13 protein-coding genes are annotated in these 13,094 nt (G+C 62.5%); 9 read left to right on the forward strand and 4 right to left on the reverse strand.

All coding sequences use genetic code 11. The features are described 5' to 3' along the window. Positions 1–8: 8 nt before the first annotated feature. Positions 9–1,958: a PrkA family serine protein kinase gene (locus JN279_RS08300; protein ID WP_096450785.1), complete on the reverse strand. Its 1,950-nt coding sequence runs from the start codon at positions 1,956–1,958 to the stop codon at positions 9–11. Between the two features lie 437 nt (positions 1,959–2,395). Between JN279_RS08300 and JN279_RS08305 the strand changes: the two genes are divergently transcribed. Both JN279_RS08305 and JN279_RS08310 read left to right on the forward strand, forming a co-directional pair. After that, on the forward strand, positions 2,396–3,202 hold the full coding sequence (locus JN279_RS08305) for an alpha/beta hydrolase (protein WP_202352484.1): 807 nt from the start codon (positions 2,396–2,398) through the stop codon (positions 3,200–3,202). Positions 3,203–3,321: 119 nt separating this feature from the next. Next, entirely contained in the window at positions 3,322–4,875 is a 1,554-nt protein-coding gene (locus JN279_RS08310) for an acetolactate synthase large subunit (protein WP_202352485.1), read from the forward strand. A gap of 30 nt (positions 4,876–4,905) precedes the next feature. Here JN279_RS08310 and JN279_RS08315 read toward each other — a convergent pair whose 3' ends face one another. Next, positions 4,906–5,208, reverse strand: coding sequence for a BolA family protein (locus JN279_RS08315; RefSeq protein ID WP_096450780.1), 303 nt, complete (start codon positions 5,206–5,208; stop codon positions 4,906–4,908). Between the two features lie 180 nt (positions 5,209–5,388). Here JN279_RS08315 and JN279_RS08320 point away from each other — a divergent pair, with 180 nt between their 5' ends. The 7 genes from JN279_RS08320 to JN279_RS08350 all read left to right on the forward strand — a co-directional run bounded on the left by JN279_RS08320 (position 5,389) and on the right by JN279_RS08350 (position 11,552). Continuing rightward, on the forward strand, positions 5,389–6,018 hold the full coding sequence (locus JN279_RS08320; RefSeq protein ID WP_019861454.1) for a J domain-containing protein: 630 nt from the start codon (positions 5,389–5,391) through the stop codon (positions 6,016–6,018). 123 nt (positions 6,019–6,141) lie between these two features. Continuing rightward, on the forward strand, positions 6,142–7,128 hold the full coding sequence (cobS, locus tag JN279_RS08325; protein WP_023776798.1) for a cobaltochelatase subunit CobS: 987 nt from the start codon (positions 6,142–6,144) through the stop codon (positions 7,126–7,128). 78 nt (positions 7,129–7,206) lie between these two features. Then, a complete protein-coding gene (locus tag JN279_RS08330; RefSeq protein WP_244734446.1) occupies positions 7,207–7,593 on the forward strand; it encodes a hypothetical protein in 387 nt (128 codons plus the stop codon). Between the two features lie 9 nt (positions 7,594–7,602). Then, positions 7,603–9,501, forward strand: a complete 1,899-nt coding sequence (gene cobT / locus JN279_RS08335) for a cobaltochelatase subunit CobT (RefSeq protein ID WP_202352487.1) — start codon at positions 7,603–7,605, stop codon at positions 9,499–9,501. After that, positions 9,498–10,526, forward strand: coding sequence for an esterase-like activity of phytase family protein (locus JN279_RS08340; RefSeq protein ID WP_202352488.1), 1,029 nt, complete (start codon positions 9,498–9,500; stop codon positions 10,524–10,526). The genes cobT and JN279_RS08340 overlap by 4 nt, the downstream gene beginning before the upstream one ends. A gap of 172 nt (positions 10,527–10,698) precedes the next feature. After that, positions 10,699–11,067, forward strand: coding sequence for an ArsR/SmtB family transcription factor (locus JN279_RS08345; protein WP_202352489.1), 369 nt, complete (start codon positions 10,699–10,701; stop codon positions 11,065–11,067). Continuing rightward, on the forward strand, positions 11,064–11,552 hold the full coding sequence (locus JN279_RS08350) for an SRPBCC family protein (protein WP_202352490.1): 489 nt from the start codon (positions 11,064–11,066) through the stop codon (positions 11,550–11,552). Before JN279_RS08345 ends, JN279_RS08350 begins: the two co-directional genes overlap by 4 nt. 22 nt (positions 11,553–11,574) lie before the next feature. Here JN279_RS08350 and JN279_RS08355 read toward each other — a convergent pair whose 3' ends face one another. After that, entirely contained in the window at positions 11,575–12,249 is a 675-nt protein-coding gene (locus JN279_RS08355) for a spermidine synthase (protein WP_202352491.1), read from the reverse strand. 3 nt (positions 12,250–12,252) lie between these two features. Then, the gene (locus JN279_RS08360; RefSeq protein ID WP_202352492.1) at positions 12,253–12,933 is read right to left on the reverse strand and encodes a queuosine precursor transporter; all 681 of its coding nucleotides are present in this window, start codon (positions 12,931–12,933) and stop codon (positions 12,253–12,255) included. Positions 12,934–13,094 lie beyond the last annotated feature (161 nt).

The following is a 13,094-nucleotide window of genomic DNA, read 5'->3' on the forward strand; positions in this document are numbered from 1 at the left end:
GGGCTTTCTCAACCCGCCTTGTTCACGCGCATGTACCAGTCGACAAGCCGGCGCACCTGCCGCTCGGTGTAGCCGCGTTCCACCATGCGCTGCACGAATTCATTGTGCCGCTTTTCCGTGACGCTGTCCTGCTTGGAGCCGAAACTGATCACCGGCAAGAGGTCTTCGACCTGGCCGAACATACGCTTCTCGATGACCTCGCGAAGTTTCTCATAACCTGTCCACGATGGGTTGCGGCCGTGGTTTCGCGCCCGGGCACGCAGCGTGAATTTGACCACTTCATTGCGGAAGTCCTTGGGATTGGCGATGCCGGCTGGTTTCTCGACCTGCGACAATTCCTTGTCCAATACCTCGCGATTGAGAATCTGGCCCGTATCGGGATCCTTGTAGTCCTGATCCTCAATCCAGGCATCGGCATAGGCGATGTAACGGTCGAAGAGGTTCTGGCCATACTCGCTGTATGATTCCAGATAGGCCTTCTGGATTTCGTGGCCGATGAACTCGGCATAGCGCGTTGCCAGTTCCGACTTGATGAAGTCGAGATAGGCAGCTTCCGTTTCCTTTGGAAACTGCTCGCGCTTGATCGCCTCCTCCAGGATGTAGATCAGATGCACGGGATCGGCAGCCACCTCCTTGGTGTCGTAGTTGAATGTCTGCGACAGGATCTTGAAGGCGAAGCGTGTACTGACGCCGGTCATGCCTTCGTCGACGCCGGCGGTATCGCGATATTCCTGGACCGACTTCGCCTTGGGATCGACCTCCTTGAGGTTCTCGCCGTCATAGGCGCGCATCTTGGTGTAGAGCGGCGAATTGTCGTGCTCGGCAAGGCGGGTCGAGACCGTGAATCGGCTGAGAATGTCCAGCACTTCGGGTGCGCAGGGGCTGGTGGCCAAGTCGCTCTCGCGCAGCAGCTTTTCATAGATCTGCCTCTCTTCGGTGATCCGCAGGCAATACGGCACCTTGACCACGAGGATGCGGTCGAGAAAGGCCTCGTTGTTCCTGTTGTTCTTGAACTGTTGCCATTCCGATTCGTTGGAATGGGCAATGATGATGCCCTGATAGGGAAAGGCGCCGAAATTCTCGGTGCCGTTGTAGCTGCCTTCCTGGGTCGCCGTCAGCAACGGATGCAGGACCTTGATAGGCGCCTTGAACATCTCGACGAATTCGAGCAGGCCTTGCGTGGTCCGGTTCAGTCCGCCGCTGTAGGAATAGGCGTCCGGATCGGACTGGCTGAAATTTTCCAGTTGTCTGATGTCGACCTTGCCAACCAGGGCCGAGACATCCTGATTGTTCTCGTCGCCGGGCTCTGTCTTGGCAATGCCGATCTGGCGCAGCCGCGAAGGCATCAACTTGACCACGCTGAATTTGGAAATGTCGCCGGACAGTTCGTCGAGCCGCTTGGCCGCCCATGGTGAGATGAGCCCGTTCAGCCGGCGTCGGGCTATGCCGTATTTATCCTCCAGCAGGTCGCCCATGCGATCGGGATGGAAAAGGCCAAGTGGCGATTCGAAAACTGGGCTGATCTGGTTACCGACCTTCAGCGTGTAGATCGGGCGCAGCTCCATCAATTTCTTCAGCCGTTCGGCCAGAGAGGATTTACCGCCGCCGACAGGGCCAAGGAGGTAGAGGATCTGCTTGCGCTCCTCGAGTCCCTGGGACGCATATCGGAAATACCCGGCGATGCGCTCGATCGTTTCCTCCATTCCGTAGAAGTCGGAGAAGGAGGGATAGATCTTAACGGTGCGGTTCGAGAAAATGCGGCCGAGCCGTTCATCCTTGCTGGTGTCGACCAGGTTCGGCTCGCCGATTGCCTCGACCATCCGTTCAGGCGCCGAGGCATACATTGATTTGTCCTCTCGGCAAGCAAGGAGATACTGCTGGAGGCTGATTTCTTCCTGGGCCGCGTTCGCATAAATCTCCGAAAACAGATCGAAGACGTCGGACTGATTCTCACGCATGATACTTTGCCCTCAGAGCCGTTCTGGCTGCCGGCTGGCTCATCATATATTCAACTGCCGCAACGCATTTGGGTTCCTTCACATGAAGGAGAGCGTGCGCATCTGTCGTTGAGACCTGGGACACTACCCATGTCACTGAAATTCCTGTCCAAATATTTAAGTGGTGATGGCCAGATGAGGCCGTCAAGGGGTAGATATTGATTTCGTGAACTGAACGACAAGGGCAGTGCATTGATGCGGTCTGAAGCGGCGTGGCGACCCGATGCGAGTTCAACGAAGCCCGGTCGATCCAGCCTCCTCCATAGCGGATGGGTCCCCAAAGCTTGAGGTCCGCATCGATGGTCGATCGCCGAGCCAGACCGCTAAGCACTACCAATCCTTAACTGGACGTTCGCGGTGCCTGCGGGCACTGTTGGCTACACGGTCGGGAGACCACGATGATCGATCGGCGAAGCCTCATTCTGGCCTCCGTGGCGGCGGTGCTGCCATTGGGAGCATCGGCCGCGTGGCGCCCGCGCCAATCCGCGCAAAAAACCTTCGACTACGGTCCGGCCAAGCTCGATGTCTACGCGCCCGACGGCGCGAAAAACCTGCCTGTCGTCTTCTTCGTCCATGGCGGCGCCTGGGAGTTTGGCAAACGCAGCCAGGTCGGTGCCAAGCCGGCTTTCCTGCTCGCCAACGGCTTCTGCTTCGTCTCGATCGACTATCGCATGCTGCCCCAGGCCGATGTCGCGACCCAGGCCGGCGACGTCGAGAGGGCCTATGCCTATGTCAGGGCCAACATCGCCGCGCATGGCGGCGACCCCAAGCGCATTGTCGGCATGGGCCATTCTGCCGGTTGCCACCTGATCGCCCTGACCGGCATGCGTGGCGGATTGCCCGGCGTCGCCGGCCTGCTTCTTGACGATACCAGGGCCTATGATCTTGCGGCACTTGGGAAAAATGGCGGCGTGGTGCGGGCCTATGCAAGGGTCTTTTCCGATCCCTCGCAGTGGGGAGCACTTTCCCCGGCCAGCTATGTCGACGGCCGCAAGCATCCACCGACCTTCATCGCCTATTCGGGAGCGTCAGGCCGTGGCGAGGATTCGAAAGCCTTTGCCGAGCGGCTGCGGGCCACCGGGACCAAAGTCACTCTGTTTGATGGTAGCGCCTATACGCACATGTCGATCAACCGCGATTTCGGCGAAGATGGTGATGCGCTGACCGCTGCAGCCCTGACATTCTTGAAATCGACGGTCGGCTGATTCCCGGCGACTTCCGCTCGCCCATCGCTGTAACTGGATCATGCCAAAAGCGGCGGCGGGATATTGCCGTGCGGATGTCCATAGGTGCAATTGCTCCTCGTGATTGGGAGAAAAATTGCATGAATGGCGCCGATGTCCTGTGCGACGTGCTGCTGGCCAATGATGTGACGGTCTGTTTCGCCAATCCCGGCACGTCCGAAATGCATTTCGTCGCCGCCCTCGACCGCAAGCCTGAGATGCGTTGCGTGCTCGGCCTGTTCGAGGGCGTGGTGACCGGTGCCGCCGACGGCTATGCGCGCATGACCGACCGCCCGGCCGTGACTTTGCTGCATACCGGCCCTGGCTTGGCCAATGGGCTGGCCAACATGCACAATGCCCGGCGTGCGTTCAGCCCGATGATCAACATCGTCGGCGACCATGCCTCCTACCACCTGCCGCTCGATGCGCCGCTCACCAGCGATATCGAAGGTCTGGCGGCGCCGATGTCCAACTGGGTGCGCCGCATCGCGGGGCCAGAAGATGTCCAGCCGGCCACGGAGGCGGCCTTCCGCGCCTCGCTGACGCCGCCTGGCGTCGCGACGCTGATCCTGCCGGCGGATGCCGCCTGGGGCGGCGCTGCCCCGGCGTCGCCGGGCAAGGTTGTCCTCTCACCGCCGCCGGCCGTCGACAGGGATGCCGTACGCGAGACCGCCGCGGCGATCGGTGCGGCGTCGGGCCGTGTCGGCATGATCGTCCGTGGCCGCGCCGCGCGCGCCGATGCGCTCGAGATCGCCGGGCAGATCTCGACGGCCTGCGATGTCCGCCTGTTCAGCGAGGTCCTGATCGCGCGGATGCAACGCGGGCGCGGGCGTGTCGCGCCAACACGCATTCCCTATCCGATCGATGCGGCGATGGCGTTGCTGAGCGACATTGACGTTCTGGTGCTGGTCGGCGGCAAGGAGCCGGTCGCTTTTTTTGCCTATCCGGGAAAACCGGGACGGCTCGTTCGCGACGACTGCCAGGTGCTGACGCTCGCCGCTCATGGTCAGGACCTGCATGCGGCGCTGGAAGCGCTTCGCGACGAACTCGGCGTCAAACCATCGCAACAGACTGACTTTGCAACCGCCTTTCCCGACGAGGCTGCGCCGAACGGCAAGCTCACGGACGACGCCATCGCGATGTCGGTGGCGCGCAGGCTGCCGGACAATGCGATCGTCTGCGACGAGGCGGTCACCTCGGCGCGGCGTTTCTTCGCGCTGTCGGCCTTTGCCGCGCCGCATGACTACATGATGGGCACGGGCGGATCGATCGGTGGCGGCATTCCGATGGCCACCGGAGCGGCGATCGCTTGTCCCGACCGCAAGGTGATCAATCTGGAGGCCGACGGCAGCGGCATGTACACGGTGCAGGGGCTATGGACGCAGGCGCGGGAAAATCTCGACGTGGTGACGATCGTCTTTTCCAACCGCACCTACGCGATCCTGCATGGCGAGATGAAGAATGTCGGCGTCAATGCGATTGGCGAGAACGCCAGGCGCATGCTCGACCTCGACCATCCCGCGCTGGACTGGGTGTCGCTGGCCAAGGGTATGGGCGTGGAGGCGGCCCGTGCCGAAACATGCGAGCGGTTCGACGCGTTGCTGGACAGCGCTTTGTCGCGACGCGGGCCGTTCTTGATAGAAGCGGTGATCTGAAGGGGCCGCGAAAGGCTAGGGCGGACCAGCCTACCAGCGCGTCTTCTCACCGGGAGCGGCCGGTTCGATCGCCAGCGCGTGCACGCCGGCCTTCAACTCGTCGGCGAGCAGTTCGTTGACGGCGCGGTGGCGGTCGATGCGACTCATGCCGGCAAAGGTGGACGAGACAAGGCGGACGCGAAAATGCGTCTCGCCGGTGCCGTCATAGGCGCCGTGATGATCGGAGCCGTGATGGTGATGGCCGGCGTGGAGATGGCTTTCGTTGATGATGACCAGCCGCTCGGGCGAAAATGCCTTGTTGAGCTTGTCTTCCATGGTCGCCTGTATGGACATTGCCGTCTCCGTTCACCACATATGACTGGCGTACCAGCGTGAAAACCGGAAATCGGTTCCACAGGGGCCGCTGCCGCGCAACTAAATCCGCCATTCGCCTGCTTTATGCCGCGATTCAGCGGTTAGGGCGATGATCGCGAAAATGTCAATTCTTGTTTCGCATCTGCGAACGCCCCATAAATGGGTGAGATGAAGCCGTACCCCAAATATTTCGAGAAGATTCGCATCCGCCCGGAGAAGGATGCGGAGCTGAAGTCGCACTCGCCAATCTGCCAGTGGGACGGCTGCAAGGAGCCGGGCACCCATCGCGCGCCGGTGGGCCGGATGAAGGAGGGCGAGTATTTCCGCTTCTGCTTCGACCATGTGCGCGAGTACAACAAGGGCTTCAACTATTTTTCCGGCGTGCCGGACACCGAAGTCGCCCGTTTCCAGAAGGAAGCCATGACCGGCCACCGGCCGACCTGGAAGATGGGCGTCAACGGCGCCTCGACGCGTTCATCGCCCGATATGGCGCAGATGCGCTCCGGCCGCGCCGGTTATTACAACCGCATGCGCGACCCGTTCGACCTGTTCAAGGGGCCGAAGGATCCGCGCGAGGCGCGCGAGCGCAAGGCCAAGCCGCTTGAGGCCAAGGCGCTGGAAACGCTTGGCCTTGATACAAAGGCGACTGGCAAGGATATCAAGGCGCGCTATAAGGAACTGGTGAAACGTCACCATCCGGATGCGAATGGTGGCGACAGAGGTTCGGAAGACCGGTTCCGCGATGTGCTGCAGGCCTATCGCGTGCTCAAACAGGCGGGCCTGTGCTGAGCGACCCTACGGTTTGTGTCGTTTTCCAACTTTCATAAGGTTGGAAAAGGCTCTAAGACCGCCCCCGAACAAAATCGATTGCCGGCGAAACGGGACGTTTCGCCCGTGGAGACGTTGAGAGATATGAACAAGGTCGATCGCGACATCGCCAACCTGCCCGACACGACGGTGTCGGTGAAGGACAAATTCGGCTTCGACTCCAAGATGGTGGTGCCGGCCTATTCGGTGACATCAGAACATGTGCCTGATGTCGATCCGGACTATCTGTTCGACAAGGCGACGACGCTGGCGATCCTGGCGGGCTTTGCCTACAACCGCCGCGTCATGGTGTCGGGCTATCATGGCACCGGCAAGTCGACCCATATCGAACAGGTCGCCGCCCGCCTCAACTGGCCCTGCGTGCGCGTCAACCTCGACAGCCATGTCAGCCGTATCGATCTCGTCGGCAAGGACGCGATCGTCGTCAAGGACGGCTTGCAGATCACCGAATTCCGCGACGGCATCCTGCCCTGGGCCTACCAGCACAATGTCGCGCTCTGCTTCGACGAGTACGATGCCGGCCGGCCGGACGTGATGTTCGTCATCCAGCGCGTGCTGGAATCGTCGGGCCGGCTGACGCTGCTCGACCAGAGCCGGGTCATCCGTCCGCATCCGGCGTTCCGGCTGTTCTCGACCGCCAACACGGTCGGCCTCGGCGACACCACCGGCCTTTATCACGGCACGCAGCAGATCAACCAGGCGCAGATGGACCGCTGGTCGATCGTCACCACGCTGAACTATCTGCCGCACGACAATGAAGTGAACATCGTGCTGGCCAAGGCCAAGCACTATCGTGACGGCAAGGGCAAGGACATCGTCAACAAGATGGTGCGCGTTGCCGACATGACGCGCTCGGCCTTCATCAATGGCGACCTGTCGACCGTGATGAGCCCGCGTACCGTCATCACCTGGGCCGAGAATGCCGAGATTTTCGGCAATATCGGCATGGCCTTCCGGCTGACCTTCCTCAACAAGTGCGACGAGCTCGAACGCTCGGTGGTGGCCGAGTTCTACCAGCGCGCCTTCGGCGAGGATCTGCCCGAGAGCGCCGCCAACGTGGTGCTGGGGTAACATCACTCCATGGGAGCAACCCGTCGGACGTTCCTGTGGAGTTTCTCAATCCTCTGCTTTGGTCTCGGACAGGTAGCCATGGCCCAGGATGAACCATTCAAGCCCGGGCAGACTTGGACGTATCGGGGAGCGACGCCGGTATCCTCGCGGGTGATCATAGGTGCGGTCGACAATCTGGAAGGTGAAGATCAACCGGTCGTGTCGATTTCAGTCACCGATGCGCCGATACCGAATGACGGAAAGCCGCTGCAAACTGTTCCCCACCTCCCCATAGCGGCCAACGTGCTTAGGGAGAGTGTGGTTGAGCTTGAGGGGACGGGTACAATTCCAGATGGCTTCGGCCATGGATATGGTCTGTGGAGACAGGCATATGACAGTGGGAAGGGCGGTTACTTTACAATCTCGGTGGAAGAGATTGTCGGCCTCCTCCGCTCACAGCTTGGTCAACAGCCTGTGGCGAAATAGAGATAGATAATGGCGGGTCCGGGCGACAACACGCGCAACAAGTCGAAGACGGGGTCTGAAGCCGACAGCTTCAAGCGCGCCGTCACCGTCTGCATGCGCGCCATTGCCGGCGACAAGGAAATGGAAGTCGGCTTTGCCAAGGACAGGCCGGCACTCGCCGGCAGCCGCGCGCGCTTGCCCGAACTGCCGAAGAAGGCGTCGAAGACCGACATCGCGATCACCCGCGGCCTCGGCGATTCGATGGCGCTGAAGCGCGCCTGCCACGATGCGCGCATCCACACCAAGCTGGCGCCGGAAGGCAAGGCGGCGCGCGCCATCTATGACGCGGTCGAGCAGGCCCGTGTCGAGGCGATCGGCAGCCGCGCCATGCAGGGCGTCGCCGACAATATCGGCTCGATGCTGGAGGACAAATACGCCAAGGCCAACCTCGTCGACGTCAAGGACAAGGCCGACGCGCCGATCGAGGAAGCACTCGCCCTGATGGTGCGCGAGAAACTGACCGGCCGGCCGGTGCCCAAGAGCGGCGAGCGGCTGGTCGAGCTCTGGCGGCCCTGGGTCGAGGAGAAGGCCAAGGCCGACCTCGACGGTCTGTCAGCCAAGCTCGACGACCAGCAGGCCTTCGCCCGCGTCGTGCGCGAGATGCTCGCCTCCATGGAGATGGCCGAGGAACTCGGCGACGACCAGGAGACGGAAGATTCCGAGAACAATGACGACAACCAGCCGCAAGGCGAGGAGCAGAGCGAGGAGGGCGGCGAAGAGGATTCCGGCTCCGAGCAGTCGCAGTCGGAGGATGCCGAGGCTTCGGCCGATGACGAGCAATCCTCCGAGACGGAGGCCTCCGACGCCACCGCCGACGATCTGTCCGACGACGACGATGCCGATGCCGAGACGCCCGGCGAGGCGCGCCGCAACGACAATCCCTTCACCAATCTGCCGAAGGAAATCGACTACAAGGTCTTCACCACAGCCTTTGACGAGACGGTCGGCGCCGAAGAGCTTTGCGAAGAGGAAGAACTCGACCGGCTGCGCGCCTTCCTCGACAAGCAGCTGGCCAATCTGTCCGGTGTCGTCGGGCGGCTTGCCAACCGGCTGCAGCGCCGGCTGATGGCGCAGCAGAACCGGTCCTGGGATTTCGACCTGGAAGAGGGCTATCTCGATCCGGCGCGGCTGGTGCGCGTCGTCATCGACCCGATGCAGCCGCTGTCCTTCAAGCAGGAACGCGACACCAAATTCCGTGACACGGTGGTGACGCTGGTGCTCGACAATTCGGGCTCGATGCGCGGCCGGCCGATCACGGTCGCCGCCACCTGCGCCGACATCCTGGCGCGCACGCTGGAGCGCTGCGGCGTCTCGGTCGAGATCCTCGGCTTCACCACGCGGGCGTGGAAGGGCGGGCAAGCGCGCGAAAAATGGCTGAAGGACGGCAAGCCGCCGAACCCCGGCCGGCTCAACGATCTGCGCCACATCATCTACAAATCTGCCGACCATCCGTGGCGGCGGGCCCGGCGCAATCTTGGCCTGATGATGCGCGAAGGTCTGCTCAAGGAAAACATCGACGGCGAGGCGCTGCTGTGGGCGCACAACCGGCTGATCGCCCGGCCGGAACAGCGCAAGATTCTGATGATGATCTCGGATGGCGCGCCGGTCGACGATTCGACGCTTTCGGTCAATCCGGGCAATTATCTCGAGCGCCATCTGCGCGCCGTCATCGAACTGATCGAGACGCGCTCGCCGGTGGAACTCTTGGCCATCGGCATCGGCCATGACGTCACGCGCTATTACAGGCGCGCCGTCACCATCGTCGATGCCGAGGAATTGGCCGGCGCCATGACCGAGCAGCTGGCTTCGCTGTTTGCCGAGGAAAGCGCACGCGACACGCGGCGTGGCGGCATGCGGCGCGCCGGATGATCTTTTCGCGCGGCGGGTTTCGGCAAACGCTCTTCGCCGCCATCGCCCTCTTCGCCGGCGTGGCGTCGGCGTCAGCCGGTGCGGCCGGTCCGGCCGCGGTTGAACCCATCGAGGTTTCGGCCCGCCCGATCACCGAATTCCGCATTGGCAAGGCCGACAAGCAGTTCGGTTCGCTCGAATTCGTCGGCGGACTGGAAATGACCTCGAAATCGCGCGATTTCGGCGCGCTGTCGGCCTTCCGCTTTCTGAAGGCGGGCAGCGATTTCATCGGCGTTGCCGACACAGGCTACTGGTTCTTCGGTACGGTCGTCCGCGACGCCGACAGGCGTCCCATAGGCATCCAGAACTTCCGCATGCAGCAGATGGTCGACCAGGGCGGCCAGCCGATCGACGAGAAATGGGAAGTCGATGCCGAAGGCCTCGCGGTCAAGGACGGCATCGCCACGGTCGGTTTCGAGCGCAACCACCGCGTCGCCCAATTCAAGATCGATCCGACTAATATGAAGGGGCCATACCGGCAGCTGGACTTCCTGGTGCCGGCGCGCGAGCTGCGCCAGAATCGAGGCTTCGAGACCGTTACCCATGCCAATTCCAACGGCCAGCATGCGGGCGGCCTGGTCGTGGTCTCGGAAAAGAGCCTCGACAAGGCTGGCAACATCTATGCCGCCATCATCGAAGGGCCGCACAAGGGTGTATTCACCGTCAAGCGCAACGGCGATTTCGACATCACGGACGGCGCCTTCCTGCCGGACGGCGACCTTTTGCTGCTGGAGCGCAGTTTCACCATGGCAGGCGGCCTGAAGATGCGGCTGCGGCGCATCTATGGCGAGAGCGTCGAGAAGGGCGCGGTCGCCGACGGGCCGGTGCTGCTGGACGCCGACATGGGCTACCAGATCGACAATATGGAAGGCCTCGACGTCTGGACCCGCGATGACGGCGCGCTGATGGTGTCGCTGATCTCCGACGACAACCATTCGATCCTGCAGCGCAACCTCTATTTGGAATTCATCCTGCACCAGGATTGAGCCCGGCCATACACGGCTATGTTCGGGCCGCGCCCCGGCGTCCTTATGCCCGTTCTTCCTTCGCGCCTTCGCCGCAACCTTCGCTTTTTGGGGCGTGGGAGGTGTCCAGGCTTCGTCAAAATACTTTAGTCATGACTTGACAATTGCCGTCGTTGGCGGAATACTCAAGTCCATGCTTGACTATCCCAAGATCGACAGCATCCTCCGCGCGCTCGTCGAGCCGACCCGCCGCCAGATCCTGGAACGCTTGAGCCGCGGACCGGCCACCGTCAGCCAACTGGCGGAGCCTTTCGGCATGACCTTCGCCGCCGTGCTGCAACATTTGCAGGCGCTGGAGGCCTGCGGACTGATCCGCAGCGAGAAGATCGGGCGGGTGCGCACCTGCCGGATCGAACCGGGCGGGCTCGCTCCGCTCGCCGACTGGATTGCGGAGCGCCGCATTCCGGCGGAACGCCACCTCGACCGACTCGGTGAGATTCTGGCCGAGACGGATCAATCATCCCCGAAAGTTCAAGACCAGGAAAAGGACGACCAGACATGAACCAGATCGCGTCCGTGAAAGACGAGCATTCCGTCATCCACTCCACATTCACCATCGAGCGCACGTACCCGCAATCGCCGGATCGCGTCTTCCATGCCTTCGCCGACAAGGCGACGGTGCGGCGCTGGCGGGTCGACGGCGACGGTTTTACCGTCGCCGAATTCAGCTTCGATTTCCGCGTCGGTGGTGGTGAGGTGTCGCGCTTCAGCTACGGCGGCGGCCCGGAAATCAGGCTCGACGCGCAGTTCCAGGACATCGTTCCCGACCAGCGCATCGTATTTTCCTACAGGATGGCAATCGGGCCGCAGCCGATGTCGGCATCGCTGACCACGGTTGAACTGACGCCCTCGGGCGATGGCACAAGGCTGACCTATACCGAGCAGGGCGCCTTCTTCGATGGTGTCGATTCCGCCAAGGGGCGGGAGGAGGGGACCCGCGGGCTGCTCGAGGCCCTTGCCGCGGAGCTTCAGAGGTCGAAAGCCTAATGCCGCCTTACCACGGCTTCATTCAGGAGCCGTTGGTGGCGATCCAGATGACATGACGCGCGCCACGCTTGCCGTTGGCGCGCGTGTTGACCTCCTCGACAGCGAAGCCGGCCTGCTTCAGCCGCCTGACAAAGCCATTGTCCGGCCCTTGCGACCACACGGCTAGCACACCGCCCGGTCTGAGGGCGCTGCGCGCGGCGCCGAGACCTGCCAGGCTGTAGAGGGCGTCGTTGCCCTTGTGGACGATGCCCTCGGGGCCATTGTCGACATCGAGCAGGATCGCGTCCCAGGCTTTAGGCTCGGACCGTATCAGCTGGCCGACATCGATCTCCTGGATGGTGACACGGGGGTCATCGAGACAGCCGCCAAACACCTCCGCCATCGGGCCGCGTGCCCAGGCGACCACCGCCGGCACCAGCTCAGCGACAACGATGCTGGCATCGTTGCCGAGTTCGGCCAAGGCGGCGCGCAATGTAAAACCCATGCCGAGGCCGCCGATCAGGATCTTCGGCTGGCGATGGCTCGCAATCCTTTGGCAAGACAGTTTCGCCAGCGCCTGCTCGGAGCCGCTGAGGCGGCTGTTCATCAGCTCGTTGGTGCCGAGCATGATCGAGAACTCGCTGCCACGCCGCTTGAGGCGAAGTTCCTGGGCACCATCCCCGGTCTTTGCCGAATCGAGCTGGACCCAGGGGATCATGGTTTAGACCGCGACTGCCGGCTGGCTCCAGCGGGCGGCGAGCAGCCGGTAGGGGATGAGCGCGACCACGGCGATGATCAATTTCACCGAGAGGTCGCCAAGCGCCCAGGAGACCCAGCGCATGGCCTCGACGTGGAAGACACCCATCAGCGGCGCCGTTTCGAGCGCAAAGCTGTCATTCGGGCCGGCGAAGGCGAAGGCCGCCGAGAAGGCGACGGTGAAGAACACCATGGTGTCGAACACCGATCCGACCAGAGTGCCGACGATCGGCGCCCGCCACCAGCTCTGCCGGCGCAGCCGGTTGAACACGGTCACGTCGAGCAGTTGCGCGGACAGGAACGCCGCTCCGGACGCCGCCGCGATACGCACCAGCCGGTCGGCGGCGGTCTCGAATTCGATCAGGCCATGGCGGAACAGGAAGGGCGGCACGAGGATCGAGCAGACCACCGCCGTCATGAAGCCGACAAAGACGATCCGGCGCGCCACGGAAGGCCCGTAGCGGCGGTTGGCAAGGTCGGTGACCAGGAAGGAGAACGGATAGGTGAAAGCGCCCCAGGTGAGCAGGTCGGCCAGCGACAGGCCACCGATCTGGCCCTGCATCGGGAACTGGACGAGGATGTTCGATGCCACGACGACAAGCGCCATGGCGGCCACGAAGGGCAAATATCGCGAGAAGGAAGTCATTTTTTTATCCTGGGTAATGGAACCAGCGGAGCATCATGCCCATCAGGTGGTGCTCGCTTCGTAGTCGAGCACCGGATGTCGAACCTTGCGGATCTATCCGATGCCCCATGGCCAACTAGAAGTTGGCCAGAAGCCAACACGAGGTTGGCCAGGGCGGTCGT

The organism is Mesorhizobium sp. 113-1-2 (assembly GCF_016756475.1).
Classification (GTDB): Bacteria; Pseudomonadota; Alphaproteobacteria; order Rhizobiales; family Rhizobiaceae; genus Mesorhizobium; species Mesorhizobium loti_C.

What these genes read in the sequence shown, in the direction of transcription:
- JN279_RS08300 (WP_096450785.1), bottom strand. Translation starts at nt 1,958, where the DNA reads ATGCGTGAGAATCAGTCCGACGTCTTCGATCTGTTTTCGGAGATTTAT.
- JN279_RS08305 (WP_202352484.1), top strand. Translation starts at nt 2,396, where the DNA reads ATGATCGATCGGCGAAGCCTCATTCTGGCCTCCGTGGCGGCGGTGCTG.
- JN279_RS08310 (WP_202352485.1), top strand. Translation starts at nt 3,322, where the DNA reads ATGAATGGCGCCGATGTCCTGTGCGACGTGCTGCTGGCCAATGATGTG.
- JN279_RS08315 (WP_096450780.1), bottom strand. Translation starts at nt 5,208, where the DNA reads ATGTCCATACAGGCGACCATGGAAGACAAGCTCAACAAGGCATTTTCG.
- JN279_RS08320 (WP_019861454.1), top strand. Translation starts at nt 5,389, where the DNA reads ATGGGTGAGATGAAGCCGTACCCCAAATATTTCGAGAAGATTCGCATC.
- cobS (WP_023776798.1), top strand. Translation starts at nt 6,142, where the DNA reads ATGAACAAGGTCGATCGCGACATCGCCAACCTGCCCGACACGACGGTG.
- JN279_RS08330 (WP_244734446.1), top strand. Translation starts at nt 7,207, where the DNA reads ATGGCCCAGGATGAACCATTCAAGCCCGGGCAGACTTGGACGTATCGG.
- cobT (WP_202352487.1), top strand. Translation starts at nt 7,603, where the DNA reads ATGGCGGGTCCGGGCGACAACACGCGCAACAAGTCGAAGACGGGGTCT.
- JN279_RS08340 (WP_202352488.1), top strand. Translation starts at nt 9,498, where the DNA reads ATGATCTTTTCGCGCGGCGGGTTTCGGCAAACGCTCTTCGCCGCCATC.
- JN279_RS08345 (WP_202352489.1), top strand. Translation starts at nt 10,699, where the DNA reads ATGCTTGACTATCCCAAGATCGACAGCATCCTCCGCGCGCTCGTCGAG.
- JN279_RS08350 (WP_202352490.1), top strand. Translation starts at nt 11,064, where the DNA reads ATGAACCAGATCGCGTCCGTGAAAGACGAGCATTCCGTCATCCACTCC.
- JN279_RS08355 (WP_202352491.1), bottom strand. Translation starts at nt 12,249, where the DNA reads ATGATCCCCTGGGTCCAGCTCGATTCGGCAAAGACCGGGGATGGTGCC.
- JN279_RS08360 (WP_202352492.1), bottom strand. Translation starts at nt 12,933, where the DNA reads ATGACTTCCTTCTCGCGATATTTGCCCTTCGTGGCCGCCATGGCGCTT.